The 19,833-nt window shown below is 71.0% G+C and carries 16 protein-coding genes; 12 read left to right on the top strand and 4 right to left on the bottom strand.

Annotation, left to right across the window (positions count from 1 at the left end):
- Positions 1-104 precede the first annotated feature (104 nt).
- The 8 genes from ACZ4SW_RS31280 to ACZ4SW_RS31315 all read left to right on the top strand — a co-directional run bounded on the left by ACZ4SW_RS31280 (position 105) and on the right by ACZ4SW_RS31315 (position 10,236).
- The gene (locus ACZ4SW_RS31280; protein WP_468252192.1) at positions 105-584 is read left to right on the top strand and encodes a cupin domain-containing protein; all 480 of its coding nucleotides are present in this window, start codon (positions 105-107) and stop codon (positions 582-584) included.
- On the top strand, positions 572-1,345 hold the full coding sequence (locus tag ACZ4SW_RS31285) for an SDR family NAD(P)-dependent oxidoreductase (RefSeq protein ID WP_468252193.1): 774 nt from the start codon (positions 572-574) through the stop codon (positions 1,343-1,345). Before ACZ4SW_RS31280 ends, ACZ4SW_RS31285 begins: the two co-directional genes overlap by 13 nt.
- A 144-nt stretch (positions 1,346-1,489) precedes the next feature.
- Positions 1,490-3,418, top strand: coding sequence for a copper resistance CopC/CopD family protein (locus tag ACZ4SW_RS31290; protein WP_468252194.1), 1,929 nt, complete (start codon positions 1,490-1,492; stop codon positions 3,416-3,418).
- 289 nt (positions 3,419-3,707) lie between these two features.
- On the top strand, positions 3,708-5,021 hold the full coding sequence (locus tag ACZ4SW_RS31295) for an ABC transporter substrate-binding protein (protein WP_468252197.1): 1,314 nt from the start codon (positions 3,708-3,710) through the stop codon (positions 5,019-5,021).
- Positions 5,018-6,001: a carbohydrate ABC transporter permease gene (locus ACZ4SW_RS31300; protein ID WP_468252198.1), complete on the top strand. Its 984-nt coding sequence runs from the start codon at positions 5,018-5,020 to the stop codon at positions 5,999-6,001. Before ACZ4SW_RS31295 ends, ACZ4SW_RS31300 begins: the two co-directional genes overlap by 4 nt.
- Positions 5,998-6,891 carry a carbohydrate ABC transporter permease gene (locus ACZ4SW_RS31305; RefSeq protein WP_468252199.1) on the top strand — a complete coding sequence of 298 codons (894 nt, stop codon included), beginning with the start codon at positions 5,998-6,000 and terminating at the stop codon, positions 6,889-6,891. The genes ACZ4SW_RS31300 and ACZ4SW_RS31305 overlap by 4 nt, the downstream gene beginning before the upstream one ends.
- A 28-nt stretch (positions 6,892-6,919) precedes the next feature.
- A complete protein-coding gene (locus tag ACZ4SW_RS31310) occupies positions 6,920-8,233 on the top strand; it encodes a glycoside hydrolase family 36 protein (protein WP_468252201.1) in 1,314 nt (437 codons plus the stop codon).
- On the top strand, positions 8,230-10,236 hold the full coding sequence (locus tag ACZ4SW_RS31315) for a beta-galactosidase (RefSeq protein ID WP_468252203.1): 2,007 nt from the start codon (positions 8,230-8,232) through the stop codon (positions 10,234-10,236). The genes ACZ4SW_RS31310 and ACZ4SW_RS31315 overlap by 4 nt, the downstream gene beginning before the upstream one ends.
- 111 nt (positions 10,237-10,347) lie before the next feature.
- Here the strand turns inward: ACZ4SW_RS31315 and ACZ4SW_RS31320 are convergent, their stop codons facing one another.
- From ACZ4SW_RS31320 to ACZ4SW_RS31330, 3 genes are all read right to left on the bottom strand, one after another.
- The gene (locus tag ACZ4SW_RS31320) at positions 10,348-12,414 is read right to left on the bottom strand and encodes a SpoIIE family protein phosphatase (RefSeq protein ID WP_468252204.1); all 2,067 of its coding nucleotides are present in this window, start codon (positions 12,412-12,414) and stop codon (positions 10,348-10,350) included.
- A 495-nt stretch (positions 12,415-12,909) separates the two neighbouring features.
- Complete coding sequence (locus ACZ4SW_RS31325) at positions 12,910-13,443, bottom strand: DUF3618 domain-containing protein (RefSeq protein ID WP_468252206.1); 534 nt, start codon at positions 13,441-13,443, stop codon at positions 12,910-12,912.
- Positions 13,440-13,811: a phage holin family protein gene (locus tag ACZ4SW_RS31330; protein ID WP_468252290.1), complete on the bottom strand. Its 372-nt coding sequence runs from the start codon at positions 13,809-13,811 to the stop codon at positions 13,440-13,442. Before ACZ4SW_RS31330 ends, ACZ4SW_RS31325 begins: the two co-directional genes overlap by 4 nt.
- A gap of 321 nt (positions 13,812-14,132) precedes the next feature.
- Between ACZ4SW_RS31330 and ACZ4SW_RS31335 the strand changes: the two genes are divergently transcribed.
- From ACZ4SW_RS31335 to ACZ4SW_RS31350, 4 genes are all read left to right on the top strand, one after another.
- Positions 14,133-15,197, top strand: a complete 1,065-nt coding sequence (locus tag ACZ4SW_RS31335) for a sodium:calcium antiporter (protein ID WP_468252207.1) — start codon at positions 14,133-14,135, stop codon at positions 15,195-15,197.
- 396 nt (positions 15,198-15,593) lie between these two features.
- Entirely contained in the window at positions 15,594-17,504 is a 1,911-nt protein-coding gene (locus tag ACZ4SW_RS31340; RefSeq protein WP_468252291.1) for a hypothetical protein, read from the top strand.
- A gap of 345 nt (positions 17,505-17,849) precedes the next feature.
- Positions 17,850-18,068 (top strand): hypothetical protein, encoded by a 219-nt coding sequence (locus ACZ4SW_RS31345; protein WP_468252208.1) that lies wholly within the window; start codon positions 17,850-17,852, stop codon positions 18,066-18,068.
- A 41-nt stretch (positions 18,069-18,109) separates the two neighbouring features.
- A complete protein-coding gene (locus ACZ4SW_RS31350; RefSeq protein WP_468252209.1) occupies positions 18,110-18,409 on the top strand; it encodes a hypothetical protein in 300 nt (99 codons plus the stop codon).
- Between the two features lie 748 nt (positions 18,410-19,157).
- Here the strand turns inward: ACZ4SW_RS31350 and ACZ4SW_RS31355 are convergent.
- Positions 19,158-19,721 (bottom strand): hypothetical protein, encoded by a 564-nt coding sequence (locus ACZ4SW_RS31355; RefSeq protein ID WP_468252210.1) that lies wholly within the window; start codon positions 19,719-19,721, stop codon positions 19,158-19,160.
- Positions 19,722-19,833 lie beyond the last annotated feature (112 nt).

The following is a 19,833-nucleotide window of genomic DNA, read 5'->3' on the forward strand; positions in this document are numbered from 1 at the left end:
GCCCGCGTACTGGATGTACTCGGGTGGTGCGACAACGCGGCGAGGTGCCGTGCCGGGCGTCGCGAGCCGGTGAACCTTTCCGGTCACAGCACTAGCCTGCTGCCGTGACCCCAGACGACCTCATCGCCCACTACGGGCTGGAACCCATCCCGCGCGAGGGCGGGCGGTTCCGCCGGACCTGGACGGGCCCGGCCCGGGCCGACGGGCGGCCGGAGGGCACCGCCATCGTCGCCCTGCTGACCGCCGCCCCCGACGACCACTCGGCCCTGCACCGCCTCCCGGCCGACGAGGTCTGGCACTTCTACCTCGGCGACCCGCTGGAGCTGCTGCTCCTCGCCCCCGACGGCGGCACCCGCACGGCCGTCCTCGGACCGGACGTCCTCGGCGGCCAGCACGTGCAGTTCACCGTGGAGGCGGGCACCTGGATGGGCGGACGGGTCGCCGCGGGCGGCTCCTGGACGCTCTTCGGGTGCACCATGGCGCCGGGCTTCACCTACGAGTCCTACGAGCACGGCGACGCCGCCGTGCTGACGGCCCGCTACCCGGCCGAGGCGGCCCGGATCGCGGAGCTGTGCCGGCCGTGAGCGGGCTGCTGGAAGGGCAGGTGGCCCTGGTGACGGGGGCGGGCGGCGGCATCGGGCGCGGGATCGCGCTGCGGTTCGCCGAGGAGGGCGCGGCGGTCGCCGTGCACTGCCGTACGTCGGTCGCGGCGGCGCACGACGTGGCCGCCCGCATCCGGGACACGGGAGCCCGGGCGGTCGTGCTCCGGGCGGACCTGACCGTCGAGGAGGAGTGCCGACGCCTGGTGGCCGAGACCGCCGAGTGGGGCGGCGGACGGCTGACGGCGCTGGTCAACAACGCGGGGGTGCAGCCCGTGCAGGAGCTGGCCGGGATGACGGCCGCGGACTGGCGGGCCGTGGTGGACACCAACCTGTCGGGCGTCTTCGCCTGCACCCGGGCCGCCGCGGAGGTGATGCGCGACGCGGGCGGCGGCACCGTCACCCACATCGCCTCCGTCGAGGCCACGCACCCGGCCCCGCTGCACGCCCACTACTGCGCGTCCAAGGCGGCCGTCGTGATGCACGCGCGCTCCGCCGCCCTCGAGTACGGGCCCCACGGCATCCGCGTCAACACCGTCTCGCCCGGCCTCATCCACCGCCAGGGCATCGCCGAGGACTGGCCGGAGGGGGTGGAGCGGTGGCAACGGGCGGCGCCCCTGGGCCGGTTGGGACGTCCGGAGGACGTCGGGAACGCCTGCGTGTTCCTGGCCTCCCCCCTCGCCTCCTGGATCACGGGCCACGACCTGGTGGTGGACGGCGGGGTGTCGGCCCGGCCCACCTGGTGACGGCTCCGAGCCAGACGCCGGGCGACTCGGCCGGCGGCCGGCCCGGTCGGGGCGGCCGACGATGAGAAGAGGGCCCGCCGCGTCCGTACGTAACCGAGACCCGGAACCGGCGGATACGGGAGACGTGACGTGGACGGAGGACGTGTGGACGGGGGGAGTCGGGGCGCGGACCGGCGTGGCGGGCGGCTGCGGCACCTCGCGTTCGTCCTGCTCGTCGCTCCCCTGCTGCTCCTCGCGGGCGCCGGTGCGGCCTCCGCGCACGCCGCGCTGACGGGCACCGACCCGGCGGACGGCAGCGTGCTGAGGACGGCGCCGAAGGCGATCACCCTCACCTTCTCCGAGTCGGTCGGGCTGCTGGACAACTCCATCCGCGTGTTCGATCCCGGCAACCGCCGGGTTCACACGGGCGAACAGGAACACGCGGACGGCCGCGCGGACACGGCGCACGTCACCCTGCCCGATCTGAAGCAGGGCACGTACATCGTGGCCTGGCGGGTGGTGTCGGCCGACAGCCACCCCGTGTCCGGCGCGCTCACCTTCTCCGTGGGCAAGCGCACGGCGACCACGGCGGCCCTGCCGGACGACGAGGCCCAGGACGCCGCCTCCACCGCCCTGTACAACACGGCCCGCTACATCGCCTACTGCGGCCTCGCGCTGCTGCTCGGCGCCACCGCGTTCGCGATGGTCACCGGCGTGGTCGCGCCGCGCGGACTGCTCGTGGGCGGCTGGTGGACGCTGCTGGCGGCCACGCTCGGCCTGCTGCTGCTCCGGGGCCCCTACGAGCGCGGCAGCGGCCCGGCGGCGGCCCTCGACCTCACGGTGCTGCGGGAGACGGCGACGAGCCGCCCGGGCCTCGCGCTGCTCGTGCGGGTGGCGTTGCTGGCGGTGGCGGTGCCGGTCGCGGCGCGGGCCGGAGTGCTCCGCGCACCGGCCGACGGGCGCGGACCCGCGGGTTCCGCCCGGCTCCGGTTCGCGATCGTGAGCCTTCTGTCGCTCGGCCTCGCCCTGACCTGGGCGGTGGCCGAGCACGCGTCCGCCGGGATCCAGGTGCCGCTCGCGATGACCTCGGCCGTGCTGCACCTGCTGGCGATGGCGGTGTGGCTCGGCGGCCTCGCCGCCCTGGTGACGGTGGTGCAACGGGCGCCCGGGGAACTGCCCGCCGGCGCGGTCGCCCGTTTCTCGCGGCTGGCGTTCGCCGCGGTCGCCGTCCTGGTCGTCACCGGCGTCTACCAGTCCTGGCGCGGCCTCGGCTCCCTCGACGCGCTCACCTCGACGCCGTACGGCAGGCTGCTCCTCGCCAAGCTGGCCGCGGTCGCGCTGCTGCTCACCGCGGCGGCCTTCTCCCGCCGCTTCACGGCACGCCTTGCGCCTCCGGCGGCGGAGGGTGCGGAGGGAGCGGCACCGGAGCGGGTGCGGGCCACGGTGGGGGCCGCCGCACGGGACGCCGGCGCCGTTCACGTACGAGGCGCCGTGGACGTACGGGACGCGGCGCACCTACAGGACCCACGGGACGCCGTGGACGCACGGACGGACGCGGACCCCGAGGACGCGCCCACGGGCCCCGCCGAGGGCACGGGCGGCCCCGCACTCCACCTCCAGGCCCTGCGTCGCTCCGTGCTCGCCGAGATCTCCCTGGGGGTCGTCGTCCTGGCCCTCACCACCCTGCTCACCGGAGCCCAGCCGGGCCGGGCGGCCGAGGAGGCGGCGGCGAACACGGCCGCCGCCGATCAGCCCCTGGGCTCCGCCACGGTGATCCCCTTCGACGTGGGCACCCCCGGGGGGCACGGCAAGGTGCAGATCGAGCTGACGCCCGGCCGGGTGGGCGAGAACGGCGTCCAGGCGCTGGTCTTCGGGCCCGACGGGGGCATCGCGACGGTGCCCGAACTACGCCTCACCTTCACCCTCGAGGGCCGCGACGTCGGCCCGCTCGACGCGAAGCTGACCGACCGGGGCGGCTACTGGGCCACCGACACCCTGAACCTCCCGCTGCCGGGCCGGTGGACGATGAAGGCGACCGTACGCACGAGCGACATCGACCAGGTGACCGTCTCGAAGACGGTCCGGATCGGCTAGCGGCAGCGGTTCCACCGGCCCCGGGCCGACAGGGGCTCCGATAGGTGCTGTCTGAAACTGTTTACTTTTCTTTACCGGCACTCGTCTTGCCATCCCTCGGGGACGGCCCGGCGTGACCGCCACCGATCAACGCCGTGTCGGTCACGTTTCAAAAACGGCCCTTGGCGGCTCTTGACGGAGGAGCGGACATTCGCGTCTTATGACGCCACGATGTTCGGTCAAGTTTGATTCTGATCGTTTCTGACCCTTCGATCGGAACCACCCGGGACCCCTGCCCCCAGGAGCCGCAATGCATCACTCACCCTCCGGTCTCTCCCTCCCCGGTCCGAGCCGCCGCACCCTGCTGCGCGGGATAGGCGGCGCCGCAGCGCTGAGCGCGGCCGTCCCCCTGCTGAGCGCCTGCGCCGGCAGCAGTGGCTCGGGTGGTGACTCGAAGACCGTGTCCCTCGGCTCCAACGCCTCGGACGCGGTGCCGAAGAAGGCGTTCGCCGACATCTACGCGGCCTTCCAGAAGAAGGACGGCATCAAGGTCGCGGTGAACACCAAGGACCACAACACGTTCCAGGAGCAGATCAACTCCTACCTGCAGGGCACGCCGGACGACGTGTTCACCTGGTTCGCCGGCTACCGCATGCAGTTCTTCGCGGCCAAGGGGCTCGCCTCCCCGATCGACGACGTGTGGCAGACGATCGGCGCCAACTTCCCCGACGCGATGAAGCAGCTCAGCAAGGGCGAGGACGGCAAGTACTACTTCGTGCCGCTGTACACGTACCCGTGGGCGATCTTCTACCGCAAGAGCGTCTTCCAGCAGCACGGCTACAAGGTCCCCACCACGTGGGACGAACTCGTGGCGCTGTGCAAGCAGATGAAGAAGGACAACCTGGTCCCGATCGCGTTCGGCGACAAGGACGCCTGGCCCGCGATGGGCACCTTCGACCAGATCAACTTCCGCCTCAACGGCTACGACTTCCACAAGTCCCTGATGGCGGGCAAGGAGTCGTGGAACGACGCCAAGGTGAAGGCCGTCTTCGACCACTGGGCCGAGCTGCTGCCCTACCACCAGGACGGCGCCGTGGGCCGCACCTGGCAGGACGCCGCGCAGACGCTGGTGTCGAAGAAGGCGGGCATGTACCTGCTGGGCTCCTTCGTGGCACAGCAGTTCACCAACAAGGCCGACGTGGACGACCTCGACTTCTTCGCCTTCCCGGAGATCAACTCCGCCTACGGCCAGGACACCGTCGAGGCCCCCACCGACGGCTTCATGCTCAGCAAGAGCCCGAAGAACCACGCGGGCGCCGTGAAGCTGCTTCAGTACCTGGGCACGCCGGAGGCCGAGGCCATCTACCTCAAGTCCGACCCGAGCGTGGTGGCCGCCTCCAGCAAGGCCGACACCTCCTCGTACACGGCGCTGCAGAAGAAGGCGTACACGATGATCTCGGGCGCCAAGAACCTCACCCAGTTCATGGACCGCGACAGCCGCCCGGACTTCACCTCCACGGTGATGCAGCCCGCGCTGCAGAACTTCGTCCGCAACCCCAAGGGCGTGGACAGCATCCTGTCCTCCATCGAGCGCCAGAAGAAGACGATCTTCGCGTCCTCATGAGCATCGAAACCGGAATCCAGAACCCGGAGGCGGCCGAGGTGCCGCCTCCGGGCGGCGCGCCCGTCCAGAAGAAGCGCGTCCCGCAGGGGCACCGCCGCCTGCTCACCCGCCGCGACCGCCTCACCCTCGGGCTGATGGCGGGCGTTCCCACGATCCTGCACGTCGCGCTCGTGTGGGTCACGGCCCTCGCCTCGGTCGCGCTGGCCTTCACCACCTGGGACGGCATCGGCTTCGACTCCATCAAGTGGGTCGGGCTGCAGAACTTCAAGCAACTGTTCACCGACAACCCGCAGTTCTGGCCGGCCGTCGAGCACAACATCATCTGGTTCGTCGTGCTCATCCTGATCCCGACGCCGATGGGCCTGTTCCTGGCCGTGCAGCTCGACAAGAGGATCCGGTTCAGCCGCATCTACCAGACGGCGTTCTTCCTGCCCGTCGTGGTGTCGCTGGCGGTCACCGGGTTCGTCTGGCAGCTCGTCTACAACCCCGACACCGGCCTGATCAACAGCCTCATCGGGGCCAACAAGCCCGGCCACTACATCGACTGGATCGGCAACCCGCACCTCAACCTGTGGGCGGTTCTGGTCGCCGCGTCCTGGCGGCACACCGGCTACATGATGATCCTCTACCTGGCCGGTCTGAAGGGCGTCGACCCGTCCCTGCGAGAGGCCTCCGCGCTGGACGGCGCCAACGAATGGCAGACGTTCAAGAACGTCATCTTCCCGACGCTGCGGCCCACCAACACCGTCGTCCTGGTCGTCACCATCATCGAGGCCCTGCGCGCCTTCGACCTGGTGTTCGTCTTCAACAAGGGCGCCCAGGGCACCGAGCTGCTGTCGATCCTGATCACCAACAACATCATCGGCGAGTCCAGCCGGATCGGATACGGCTCCGCGATCGCCGTCGTCCTGCTGGTCATCTCGCTCGCGGTCATCATCCCGTACCTGATCGCGACCTTCCGGAAGGAGCGGCGCGCATGAGCACCCCCACCGTCGCGCTCGCTGCCAAGCAGCGCACCCCCGTCCGCCCGGCGAGGGTCCTGCTGCACGTGTTCCTCGTCGTCACCTCGCTCGCCTGGCTCGCCCCGCTGCTGTGGGCGATCTTCGCGGCCCTGCGGCCGTACTCGGAGACCAGCGCCAAGGGCTACGTCTCCTGGCCGGACAAGCTGAGCTTCGACAACTTCACGAACGCGTTCAAGCAGTCCGACATGATGCACTACTTCGGCAACACGCTGATCATCGCGGTCCCGGCCGTGCTGCTGACGCTGCTGCTGTCGTCGATGGTCGCGTTCTACGTCAGCCGCTTCGACTTCCGGTTCAACATCGCGCTGCTGCTGGTGTTCACGGCCGGCAACCTGCTGCCCCAGCAGGTCATCATCACCCCGCTGTACCGCCTGTACCTGCTGATCGACCTGCCCGGCATCACCACCAGCGGCAAGCTGTACGACTCCGCGCTGGGCCTGGTGCTCATCCACGTGGCGTTCCAGTCCGGCTTCTGCGCGTTCGTGCTGAGCAACTACATGCGCATGCTGCCGCACGAACTGACCGAGGCCGCCCTCGTGGACGGCGCGTCGGTGTGGCGGATGTACTGGCAGATCGTGCTGCCGCTGTGCAAGCCCGCGATGGCCGCCCTGGCGACGTTGCTGTCCATCTGGATCTACAACGACTTCTTCTGGGCCATCGTGCTGATCTCCACCGGTGACCGGATGCCGATCACCTCGGCCCTGAACAACCTGTCCGGGCAGTACTTCACCGACCCCAACCTGGTCGCCGCCGGCGCGCTGCTCACCGCGATCCCCACGCTGATCGTGTACTTCGTGCTCCAGCGCCAGTTCGTCAGCGGCCTGACCCTGGGCGCCAACAAGGGCTGACCGACCCCTTTTCCGAGAGAGAAGCACTGTGCACCACCCCTTCACGCCGCTCGCCTCCGTGCCCGTGGACGTCGCCCGTGCACGGGTCCACGAGGAGGGCTGGCAGTCCTGGAGCCCGAGCGGCGCCTACGCCCTCGGGGAGAAGCCCCACCGTCCGGCGAACGACAACTGGGCGACCGTCTGCTACCGCCCCGGCCGCACGGTCCCCGCCGGCGTCTTCCAGGGCGAGGGGCTGCTCGCGCTCGACCCGGGAGACGGCACGCCGGTCAGGCTGTGGGCGGCCGCGGACCCGTACCGCGCTGTCCCCTCCATCCGGCTGGACGTGCACGGCGACCGGGCCGAGGTGAGCGCGGACGGGCCGGTCCGGGAGCTGACCGGGACGGACATCCGGTCCGTCCTCGCCGCGTGGGCCGACGGTCTCGGCGTGGCGCCGCCGCGCCCCGCGCCGACCGTGTGGTGCTCCTGGTACGAGTACTTCACCGAGGTCACCGAGGACGACATCCACGAGAACCTGCGGGCCATGGACACCCTGGACCTGCCCGTCGACGTGGTGCAGATCGACGACGGCTACCAGAGCGCCCTCGGTGACTGGCTCACCCTCTCCGGCCGCTTCCGCTCCCGCTCCGCGATCGCCGACACGATCCGGGCGCGCGGCCGCAGGGCCGGCATCTGGACGGCGCCCTTCCTGGTCGCCCCGGACAGCGAACTGGCCACCGCCCACCCCGACTGGCTGATCCGGGACGCGGCGGGCGCGCCGGTGCACGCGGGCCACAACTGGGACCACGACCTGTACGCCCTGGACACCACCCACCCGGACGCGGCGGCATATCTGACGCACGTCTTCGCCACCCTGCGCGGCGAGGGCTACGACTACTTCAAGGTCGACTTCCTCTACGCGGGCGCCCTGGACGGCGTACGGCACTCCGGTGCCGACCCGCTCGCGGCCTACCGCGCGGGCATCGCCCTCATCCGGGACGCCATCGGCCCGGACGCCTACCTGCTGGGCTGCGGCGCGCCGATCCTGCCGTCCATCGGGCTGTTCGACGCGATGCGCGTCAGCCCCGACACGGCCCCGCACCGCCGCCCGGAGGCGGACGACTTCAGCCAGCCCGGGCAGGACTCCGCCGAGTTCACCGGCCGGGCACGCCAGTGGCAGCACGGCCGCCTCTGGATCAACGACCCCGACTGCCTGATGGCCCGCCCGGCGGTGGAGACCCGCGAGCGCTGGGCCGCCCACGTGGAGGCCACCGGGGGCCTGATGGCCTCCAGCGACCGTCTGCTGTCCCTCGACGCGTGGGGCGTGGCCACGACCCGCCGACTCCTCGCCGGAGGCACCCTGTGAAGCGCACCCTGTCCGTACCCGGCATCGCCTACGGCGGTGACTACAACCCCGAGCAGTGGCCCGAGGAGGTCTGGGCCGAGGACATGCGCCTGATGCGCGAGGCCGGGGTGACCGTGGCCAGCGTCGGGATCTTCTCCTGGGCGCTGCTGGAGCCCGTCGAGGGCGTGTACGACTTCTCGCGCATGGACCGGGTCCTCGATCTGCTGCACGAGAACGGCATCGCCGCCGACCTCGCCACCCCCACCGCGGCCCCGCCCGCCTGGTTCTTCCGGGCCCACCCCGAGGCACTGCCGGTGGACCGCGACGGCCGCACCCTGTCCTACGGCAGCCGGCAGACCTTCTGCCCGTCCAGCCCCGCCTACCGCGAGGCCGCCCTGCGCATCGCGGGCAAGCTGGCCGAGCGGTACGCCGACCACCCGGCCGTCGCGATGTGGCACGTCCACAATGAGTACGGCTGCCACAACGCCGAGTGCCACTGCGACATCAGCGCGGCGTCCTTCCGCGGCTGGCTGCGCGCCAAGTACGGCGACGACCTGGCGGCGCTCAACCACGCCTGGGGCACCGCCTTCTGGAGCCAGTGGTACTACGACTGGGACGAGATCCTGCCCCCGCGCGCGACCGGCGCCGTGGCCAACCCCACCCACCAGCTCGACTGGCGCCGCTTCTGCTCCGACGAACTGCTGTCGCTGTACACGGCCGAGCGGGACGTGCTGCGCGCGGCGGCCCCCTCGATCCCGGCCACCACCAACTTCATGGTGAACTTCAGCTTCGAGGCGCTGGACTACTGGCGCTGGGCCCCGGAGCTGGACGTCGTCTCCAACGACCACTACCTCCGCTCCACGGACCCGGAATCGCACATCGACATCGCCATGAGCGGTGACCTGATGCGCTCGATGGCGGGCGGCCCCTGGTTCCTCATGGAGCACTCCACGGGAGCGGTGAACTGGCAGCCCGTCAACCGCGCCAAGACCGAGGGCGAGCTGCGCCGCAACGCGCTCGCCCACGTGGCGCACGGCGCGGACGGCATCGCCTACTTCCAGTGGCGGGCGTCCAAGGCGGGCGCCGAGCAGTGGCACTCGGCGATGCTGCCGCACGCGGGCACGGACAGCCGGATCTGGCGGGACGTCGTACGACTCGGCGCCGACCTGAAGGCCCTCGCGGAGGTCCGCGGCAGCACCGGCACCGCCGAGGTGGCGATCGTCTGGGACTGGAACGCCCGCTGGGCCCTGGAACTCCCCTCCCAGCCCAGCGCCGAAGTCCGCTTCGCGGACCTGGTCCGCGCCTGGTACGAGCCGCTGTGGCGCGCGGGCGTCGCCGTGGACTTCGTCCGCCCCGACGCCGACCTGTCGCCCTACCGCCTGGTCCTGGCGCCCAGCCTGTACCTGGTCGACGACGCGGGCGCGGCGAAGCTCACCGGGTTCGCGGAGCGCGGCGGAACCCTCGCGGTGGGCTTCCACAGCGGGGCGGTGGACGAGAACTGCCATGTTCGCCTCGGCGGTTACCCCGGGGCCTTCCGCGAGGCGCTGGGGGTCAGGTCGGACGAGCTGTTCCCGCTGCTGCCGGGCGAGTCGGTGCCGCTGAGCGGCGGCGGGACGGCGACCCTGTGGTCGGAGCGGCTGCGCCTGGAGGGCGCCGAGGCCGTGTCGTCGTACGAGGGCGGCCCTCTTCAGGGCGTCCCCGCGGTGACGCGCCACGCCCACGGCGAGGGCACCGCCTGGTACCTGGCCACCCGGCCCGACCCGGACACCCTCGCCTCCCTGCTGACCCGCATCCGCACCGAGGCGGGCGTGGAGCCGGTGCGGCCGGCGCCGGAGGGCGTGGAGGTGGTCCGGCGGCGAGGTCCCTCCGCGGACTACCTGTTCGTCATCGACCACACGGGCCGCGGCGCGCGGGTGACCGTCGCCGAGGACGCGGTGGAGCTGCTGACGGGCAAGCCGGCGCCCGGCTCGGTGACGGTGGAGCCGGGCGAGGTGGCGGTCGTGCGGGAGCCCCGGCGACCGTGAGGCGGAGCTGAAGGGGGCCCCGGCCGTGATCGGCCGGGGCCCCTTCGCGTCCGGTCCGCCCCGAGCCGCGGGCCTCCGCGACCGTTCGGCCGATCCGGGTGCCCCGTGCTCCTACTGGGCGCGGGCGACGAGGAGGGCGACGTCGTCGTGGTCGTCGGGGTGGCGCAGCCCGTGCAGCAGGAGGTCGCAGGTCTCCTCCAGGGGACGCTGGGGCTGGTCGAGGAGGGAGAGGAGCGCGTTCAGCCGGTCGTCGATGGAGTGATGGCGGGTCTCCACCAGGCCGTCGGTGTACAGGACCAGCAGGTCACCGGGCTCGAGGTCGGTGGTGGAGACCTCGAAGGGGATGCCGCCGACGCCGAGCGGGGCCCCGCTGGGCAGGTCCAGCAGGGTCGGGTCACGGCCGGTGCGGGCCAGCGCGGGCGGCAGGTGCCCCGCGTTGGCGATGCGGCACTCCTTCCGGTGGGGGTCGTACACCGCGTACAGGCAGGTGACGATGTAGTGCTCCAGATCGCAGGTGATCTTGTCGAGGTGCTGGAGCACGACCTCGGGCGCGAGGTCGAGGTCCGCGTAGGCACACGTCGCGGTGCGCAGCCGGCCCATGGTGGCGGCGGCGTCGATGCCGTTGCCCATGACGTCGCCGACGACCAGAGCGGTCTTGTCGCCGGTCAGCGGGATGACGTCGTACCAGTCGCCGCCGACCTCGCTGGTGGTCTGGGCGGGCTGGTAGCGGGTGGCGAGGTCCAGGCCGGTGTGGTGCGGGGCGTGGTCGGGCAGCAGGCTGCGCTGCAGGGTGAGGGCGGTGTTGCGCACGCTCTGGTACCAGCGGGCGTTGTCCATGGCCACGGCGGCCCGCCCGGCCAGCTCGGTGGCCAGGACGACGTCGTCGTCGTCGAACGGGAGCGGGTTGCGGGTGCGCTTGAGGTCGAGGGCGCCGATGACCTCGCCGCGTGCGATCAGCGGCACGGCGAGGTAGGAGTGGACCCCGGCCCGGGCCAGCAAGGTGGTTCCCGCGGGGTCGCGGGCGATACGCGGCAGATCGTGCTCGCCGACGTGGCGGACCAGGACCGGCCGGCCGGTGTGCACGCACAGGGTCACCAGCCGGTCGCCGTCGTAGGCGGCGAGGTCGCCGGGGGCGTCGGCGGCGCGCAGGGCCACGGTGGGGTGGGCCGCCTTGAGGGCCAGGGTGCGGAAGAGCTCGGGGCCGCTTTCCGGTTTGCCGGTACGGCGGAAGGCGAGGGCGGAGTCGAGGACGTCCACGGCGACCACGTCGGCCAGATCGGGCGAGGCGACGTCGGCCAGCTCGCGGGCGGTCTGCTCCACCTCCAGGGTGTTGCCCACGCGGGCGGACGCGTCGGCGATGAGGGCGAGGCGCCGGCGGGCCCGGTCGGCCTCGGTGGCGGCGCGGTGCCGCTCGGTGACGTCGACGACGGAGGTGGCCGCGCCGAGAACGCGTCCGCCGGGGTCCTCCAGGCGGTAGAAGGAGAGGGACCAGGCGTGGTCGTGGTCGGGGTCCGCGGGGGTGCGGCCCACGTGGTACTGGTCGAGCAGCGGGGTGCCCGTGGCCAGCACCTGGTGCAGGGCGGACTCGATGGTGTCGACGTCGGCGAACGGCACGGTCTCCCGCAGGTGCCGGCCGATGTGCTCCTCGGCGGGAACGCCGTCGATGCGCTCCAGGGCCGGGTTCACCAGGAGGTAGCACAGGTCGGGGTCCATCAGGGCGAGGCCGATCGGGGACTGGTTGACCAGCCGCTCGCACAGCGCCAGGTCGGTCTCCAGACGCTGCAGGACGACGTGGTCGGCGGCGATGCCCAGGGCGTACACGTCCCCGCGGTCGTTCCACAGCCGCATGTTGCGGAACTCCATCAGCCGGGTGTCGCCGTTCTTGTGCCGGATGGGGAAGGCCCCGGCCCAGCTCCGGCCGGTCTCCATCACCTCGGCGAACAGGCTCAGCACGGACTGGACGTGCTCCGGGTGCACCAGCAGCCGCGCCGCGTACTCGCCGAGCGCCTCCCCCGCGGTGTAGCCGAACAACTCCTCGGCCTGCGGGCTCCAGAACACGATGCGCCCGCTCTGGTCGAGCACCACCGCGGCGACGCTGAGCACGTCCAGCAGGCCGGTCCGCCGGGAGCGTGCGGGGCCGAATTCGTCGCCGTCCACCTGGAAGGGTTCGGCTGACATCGAGGACCTCCCTCCGCCTGCCGGCGTGGCCGGCGTCCTGTACCCCCATCGCTCCACGCCTGAATCAGGCTTCCGGTATATCCATGCTGCCCCGGGGCGGGGGCGGTGCACAGCCGGGACCTTCGCCGGGCGCCACTCAGGGGCGTGGCGGTGCCGCCGCCCCGGCGAGCGCCGGGTGCGCCGGCAGCCCGTCCGGGGTCTTCGCCGCTCGGAGCTGCTCCGGGGAGGACGAGGCCGCACAGCCGACGGTGGAGGTGCGGTGGGCCCGGCCGCCAGGGGCGGCGGGACAAGGCGACGGCGAGGCCCGGGGGAGCAGCTCCGGGCCGGGGAGGGCAGGGGCGGCGGGCACGGAACCGACCGACCTGCGGGCCGTCGGCCGCCGTGGTTGCGCGAGCCTGCCCGGAGGGCAGCGGCCGTCGCGCGGCCCGCCCCCGGCCACCGGAGGTGCTCCGGCCACCGGCGATGGTGTGGTCCCGTGCCACGCGGCGCGGACTCTTAAGAGAGGGTGCCCCCACCGCGCCTCCGGCGGCGAGCCGCCAGCCACAGCGTCGCGGCCCCAGCGGCGGCCACCAGCAGCACGGTCCGTTTGTCCCGTGCCGCCCGGGCGCCCAGGGCCGCCTGCCGCCGCAACGGCTCCGGTGCCCGGTCCTCCCACACCCGCCCGGCCTGAGACGCCTGCGCGCGGGCCCCGCCGACAGCCCGGGCCGCCTTGCCCCTGACCGTGTCGGGCAGCTTGTCCTGCACCTGGTGCGCGACACCGGCGGCCTTGGCCTTCAGCTCGGCGGCCCTGACCACGGCTTGGTCCTTGACTTCGGCGGCCTTGACCATGGCCTGGTCCTTGACTTCGGCGGCCTTGACCACGGCCTGCTCCTTGACTTCGGCGGCCTTCTCCTGGGCGCGGGCCTTGACGTCGGCCCTGGCCACCAGCGCCTCCACCGTCTGCCCCAGCTCCTCCCGGCTGTGTTCGAGCTGTACCCGCAGTTCCTCCGTGCCCGTGGCGCCCTGTCCGTCGTCGGTCGGCTTGCTCATCGGTGCGCACTCTCCTTGATCTCGGCCACGTCGGCCTTGACGTTCTCGATCGTCTGCCGGGGCGTGGGCGGTGCGGCCCGGCCGACCTGCTTCTTCCCGGTCACGGCCAGGACCGCCGCGATCACGCCCAGCGCCACGGTGACGATCAGAGCGGCGGCCCACACCGGCAGGGGTACGGCCAGCGCCGCGATGATCGTGGCCACCAGGGCCTGCAGGGCGAGCAGGCCGACGACTCCGGCACCGCCGAACAGCCCGCCGCCCCGCCCGTAGCGCCTGCCCTTCTCCTTCATCTCCGCCTGCGCCAGCCTCAGTTCGCCGCGCACCAACTCCGTCAACTGCTGCGAAGCCCGATGCACCAGCTCACTCACCGGCTCCTGAGCGGAGCGGTTCACGCTGTGGTCGCGTCCGGTGTAATGCGGCTGCGTGCTCGTCACGGAGATCACCACCCATCCGTCTCGGTTCCAGCGATCGGCCGGGGCGCTGTGGCGCCCCGACCCTCCGGTGTGCTCGCGAGTACCCCGATCAGGCCGGTTCAGGGCGCGGAACCCGGCCATGCCGCCAAGCCGTTCGACCGGCTCGTACCTCCTCCACGGCGGCAACCGGCGTACGCCCCGGCGCATCCCCCCGTCGGGAGCGCACCCGGCCGCGCCACCAGGTTCCGTTCGAGGCCGGCGGGTACTCCACGCGCCATGGGATCTTTGAGTTCGCCGGTTCTGCTCCTGCTGTTCGCGGCCGGTGCCGCGGTCATCTGGTACGCGGGCGTCAAGCTGTCCGACACCACGGACGTACTCGCCGAACGGCTCCACCTCGGCAGTGCGCTCGGCGGTCTGATCCTCCTGGCGATCGCCACGAATCTGCCCGAGACCGCCATCACCGTCAGCGCCGCGCTGGCCGGCCAACTCGACGTCGCGGTCGGCAACATCCTCGGCGGCATCGCCGTCCAGACCGTCGTCCTGGCCGTCCTGGACGCCACCGGGGTCCGTCCCCGCGCACCCCTGACCCGGCTGGCCGCCAGTCTCCAACTGGTCCTGGAGGGCGCCCTGGTGGTGGCGGTGCTGGCCGTGGTCGTCATGGGCACGCAGCTCCCCGCCGGTCTGCACGCCGCAGGTCTGGCCCCGGCGTCCGTGGTGATCGCCGCGCTGTGGGTGATCGGTCTGGTACTGCTCGACCGGGCCGGGCGCGGGCTGCCGTGGCGGGAAGGCGGCGACGCCCCCGACAACCAGCCGGAACCACGCGGCCACTCCAGGGCCAAGAAGGAGAAGGCCGCCGGCGACCGGGGCGTGAGCACCGCACGTGCCGCGCTCGTGTTCTCCGTCTCGGCCCTGGCGACCCTGGTGGCCGGTGTGGTCATCGAACGCAGTGGCGAGGAGTTCTTCGCCCGGCAGGGGCTCAGCGGCGTGCTCTTCGGTGCCACGGTGCTGGCCGTGGCCACCGCCCTGCCCGAGATCAGCACCGGCCTGACCTCCACCCGGCTCGGCGACTACCAGCTCGCCGTCAGCGACATATTCGGCGGGAACGCCTTCCTGCCCGTGCTGTTCCTGCTCGCGAGCCTCGTCTCGGGCAAGCCGGTGCTGCCGGCCGCGCACCACACGGACGTCTATCTCACCGCGCTGGCCGTGATCCTGACCATCGTCTACATGGCGGGCCTCGTCTTCCGGCCCCGCCGCCAGTACGCCCGGATGGGCATCGACAGCGTCACAGCGGTGATCGTCTACGTCGTCGGCATCGCGGGACTCGCGACGATCTCCGGCTGACGCAGACCGGCTGTCAGCCGACTCTGATCAAGGATTTACTTTCGCCTGATTGTCTCTGATCGGACAGGGCGGATAGCGTCGCGGCCAGCGGCCTTTCTCCCTCATCGGACCGTCAACGAAGTCGGCGCCAGCTCACCTGACGAGGCATCAGTTCTGCTCACGCGCTCCCTCCGAGCAGCCCCCGCCCTGCGTGCACGTCACACGGCGCCGATCGGCAGATGTCGCCCCCCGGCCGCCGGCATCCGTCGGAACAACGGCCACGATCAGGCACGTCGCTCCCCGTCGGCACCACACAAGAAGGACACTCCCTTGCGCTCAAGCGCCGAACACGCGACATCGGAGCCGGGCGGCAGACGCAGGCACAGAGGCCGCGCGGGCGCCGTCGCGGCCGCTTGGCTGGCCGCCGCGGCCCTCCTGGCGGGCGGACCGCTCACGGACACCGCCTCCGCGGCCCCGGCCACCTCGTCGGCCCACGTCAAGCACCTGTGCGCACACGCCACCGAGCCCGGCCGGATGGCGTGCCTCGCCGAGGCCAGGACCGACATCGTCCAGCACATGACGCTCGGGCCGGACACCACACCGTCCGGCTACGGCCCCACGGACCTGCAGAGCGCCTACAACCTGCCGTCCACCACGGCCGGTTCGGGCCGGACCGTGGCGATCGTCGACGCCATGGACGATCCCACCGCCGAGTCGGACCTCGCCACCTACCGGTCCCAGTACGGCCTGCCCGCCTGCACCACCGCGAACGGCTGCTTCCGCAAGGTCAACCAGACCGGCGGCACCACCTACCCGAGCGCGGACACCGGATGGGCCGGCGAGATCTCCCTGGACCTCGACATGGTCAGCGCCGTCTGCCCGCAGTGCCACATCCTGCTCGTCGAGGCCAAATCCGCCAGCGTGTCCGACCTCGGCACGGCCGAGAACGAGGCCGTGGCCCTCGGCGCGAAGTACGTCTCCAACTCCTTCGGCGGCACCGAGGACCCGAGCGAGACCACCGCGGACGTCCAGTACTTCGACCACCCCGGCGTCGCCATCACCGTCAGCGCGGGTGACAACGGCTACGGCGCCGAGTACCCGGCCAGTTCCCCGTACGTCACCGCCGTCGGAGGCACCTCCCTCACCCGTGCGAACACCTCCCGGGGCTGGAGCGAGTCGGTCTGGTCCACCGACAGCACCGACGGCACCGGATCCGGGTGCTCCGCGGACGAGCCCAAGCCGTCCTGGCAGTCGGACACCGGCTGCTCCAAGCGCAGCGTCGCCGATGTCTCGGCGGTCGCCGACCCGGCCACCGGCGTCGCGGTCTACGACAGCTACGGGGCCTCCGGCTGGGACGTCTTCGGCGGCACCAGCGCGTCGTCGCCCATCGTCGCGGCCACCTACGCCCTCGCGGGCACCCCGACCGCGAACAGCTACCCGTCGTCGTACCCCTACGGCCACACCTCGGCGCTGAACGACGTCACCACGGGATCCGACGGCACCTGCTCACCGAGCTACCTGTGCACCGCGGGCTCCGGCTACGACGGCCCGACCGGGCTCGGCACCCCCAACGGCACCGCCGCCTTCGCCGGCGGCCCGAACACCGTCAACGCGTTGCAGCCCGGACAGAAGCTGACCTCCGGGCACCGCCTGAGCAGTGCCAACGTCACGCTGTCGATGGGCAGCGACGGCAACCTGGCCGCCTACCTCAGGACGGGCGCGACGGGCAACGGCCCGGCGATCTGGTCCAGCCACACCTCGGGCCACTCCGGTGCGTACGCCTTCATGCAGAGCGACGGCAACCTGGTCGTCTACGCCCCCGGCGGCAGCGCCCTGTGGTCCACCCACACCAACGGCCACTCCGGCGCCTACCTCCTGCTACAGGACGACGGCAACCTCGTGGTGTACGGCCCCGGCGGCGGCCCCGGCACCGGCGGCTCCCTGTGGGCGGACGGCACCAACGTGCGCTCGACGACGATCAAGTCGGGCCAGAAGCTCACGGGCGGCTGGTGGAGCCAGACCCGCTACACCCGCCTCGTGGTGCAGCCGGACGGCAACGTCGTGATGTACCGCAAGCACGACGGCAAGGCCATCTGGTCCACCGGCACCTACGGTCACGCGGGCGCCTACATGTACATGCAGAGCGACGGCAACCTGGTCGTCTACACCTCCGGCGGCAGCGCCCTGTGGTCCACCCACACCAGCGGCCACACCGGCGCCTACGCCCTCCTCCAGAGCGACGGGAACTTCGTCGTCTACAAGAGCGGCGGCGGCCCCGGCACGGGCGGCGCCCTGTGGGCCAGCAACACCTACACGTCGGTGCCCTGACCTTCCCACCACCGGCCGACGGCCCCGCCCGACCGAACGGGCGGGGCCGTCGGCGCACCAGCGGCTGCCACAGCGGCACACTCCACCGGGAAGCGCTGCCTGTCGAGCCCGAGCAACCCGAACCACAGTGCCTGGCAGTACTACTGGTCCAACGAGCGGTGGGGCAACTGGACGACCAACCTGCGCGTCAGCGACTACGGGACGTACCACGTCTGGTCGAAGTGACCCTGTCTGCTCGTGACCGCGTTCGGTCGTGAACGGTCCGCGGAGGCGCCCCGCCGGCCGGCGGGGCGCCTCTCGGCTCGAACAGTTCCCGCATTCGCCCGACCCACAGGACCTGATCCCATGATGGTGCGTCGTTTCCTCCGTGCCGCCGCCGGTTCGATCACGGTGATCGTGTTCGGTCTGCTGACCGCCTGCACCACCACGACCCACTCCACACCCTCGGCTGCCGGTGGCACCACCCCTCCTGCCGCCGGCGCCTGCACCACCGGTTCGGTCGCCGGCACCGGCGCCGCCGGTCCGGTGAAGACGCTCCACCGTCCCGCCTGTGCACCGCACTGACCGCGGACGCCGCCAAACCGCTCATCGCCGACGCGCCGCTCGTGGCCCTGGTCAGCCCCGACAAGGGCCGGGCCCCGGACGTCTGCAACTACGCATCGCCCGACGGAACGTCGACGCTGGCCCTCACCTCGGCCTCCCGCACGTACGACGCCGAACTGCCCGCCGCCCACGACCTGCGCGCGAACCTGGCGCCGGCCGGGATGCGCGACGTGCGGGTCGACCCGGTGAGCGGCCTGGGCCGACAGGCCTTCCGGGAAACCGCCTACAGGAACAGGCTCGGCAGCACGTCACCTTCCTCGTGTGGAACTCGGGAGCCCGGACCTAAGTCTGGGAGGACCTGAAGACGTCGAAGTAGCCCGGCCACCGGTTTCTCATCGCTGAGGACAGCGAGGGCATCGCAGCTGCGTTCACACACGCCCGTTTGGTGTCTAATGATCCGGCACTCATGCCCCCTGCTGGTGAGGCACGGCGCATGCTCATGATGCTTGGCACCGCTGCTCGTACTCGGCGGCAGGGTCACCGATTGGGCAACCAAGTACTCGAGGAGGCGCTGCACGACATCCTTGACAGCGAACCGGATAGCTCATACGTGCATGTATGGGGCAAGGTTGGTCCCAAAAATCTGCCAAGTCAGAGGATGCTGAAAAGAGCAGGCTTCGAGGAGCGCGACGTTCCGAGTTTGGATAACTTCACGCACTGGTACCTCGCGCGAGAGCGCTGACCGACAAGTGCCCGAGCCTGACGTAAGTGCCTCTGGTGGCGGCGTACCCGGTAGAGGTCTGGCTCATCGTGGGCGTATCCGAGTGTTGTGCCGAGGGTGGAATGCAGCGCGGGACTAATTGCTGGCGTCGACAAGGCCAAGCCTCGGTCCTGCGCTGCTCAGTTGTCCGGACCAAGTGCTTAGAAGATGCGGGCAGGCCCTACAAGCCCGACTCGACGCCCTCTCATCACCTTCATCACGAACTGCCGAGAGCCGTCGCCGTCCGCGAACGTTGCCGTCAGTACCGTCGGCCGTACTAGTCGGTCATCGCATTAGGGGCGCACAAACTGCGCGGCAGCCACGAGAAAAGCGTTGACACTTAAAAGTACTTATTCAGGTTTACCTCCCTGCACTACTGCAGGGAGGGCCACGGTCAGTGAGTCGTAAGGATTTTTGGGTTGAAGAGTTGGGAGCTCTAGTTCACCAGACATAGCACCATCGCTACGAAGAGTGGTGTCGTGCTCTGTACCCTTCGGGTCGGCAGATCTCATGTTGATACTTCTCTCAGTATCTGCCGCCAGCGTCGGCTTGGAACCTTTAGTCGAATTAAGTTCGATCAATGCTTCATCGTTCGCGGAAAGTTCCCCTGTTGCTGTGAGACTCACATCCAGGGCCCACGCCTCTCCGGCAATATGTCGGAACGACCACTTTAGGCGAGAGCCATCCAACGCGCGATCTATCGAAATATTGCGCAGGTACACCTGGGCGATGATGTGATCACCGCCACTCGCTCCGATTGCTTTTTCGTAACGCGTATCTCCGGCCGTGACGTTAGCGACTCCGACGGACGACTCGATATCACGCCGGACCCTAACTGCATCACGCTCTTTCGATGCCGCTAGATTTGCATAGATGGCAGGAGCGAAGCCGGCGAGCACTGCACCAACGACCAACAGGGCAACGGTCCGGAAGCGGGTATTTCCGAGGTGAGTCGTGGATATACTAAGCCACTGAGGATCTCTCGCAAAAAGCCATATTACTATCATTGTCAGGACGACGCGTGCA

The sequence above is a fragment of the Streptomyces sp. NPDC028331 genome (genome assembly GCF_055565775.1).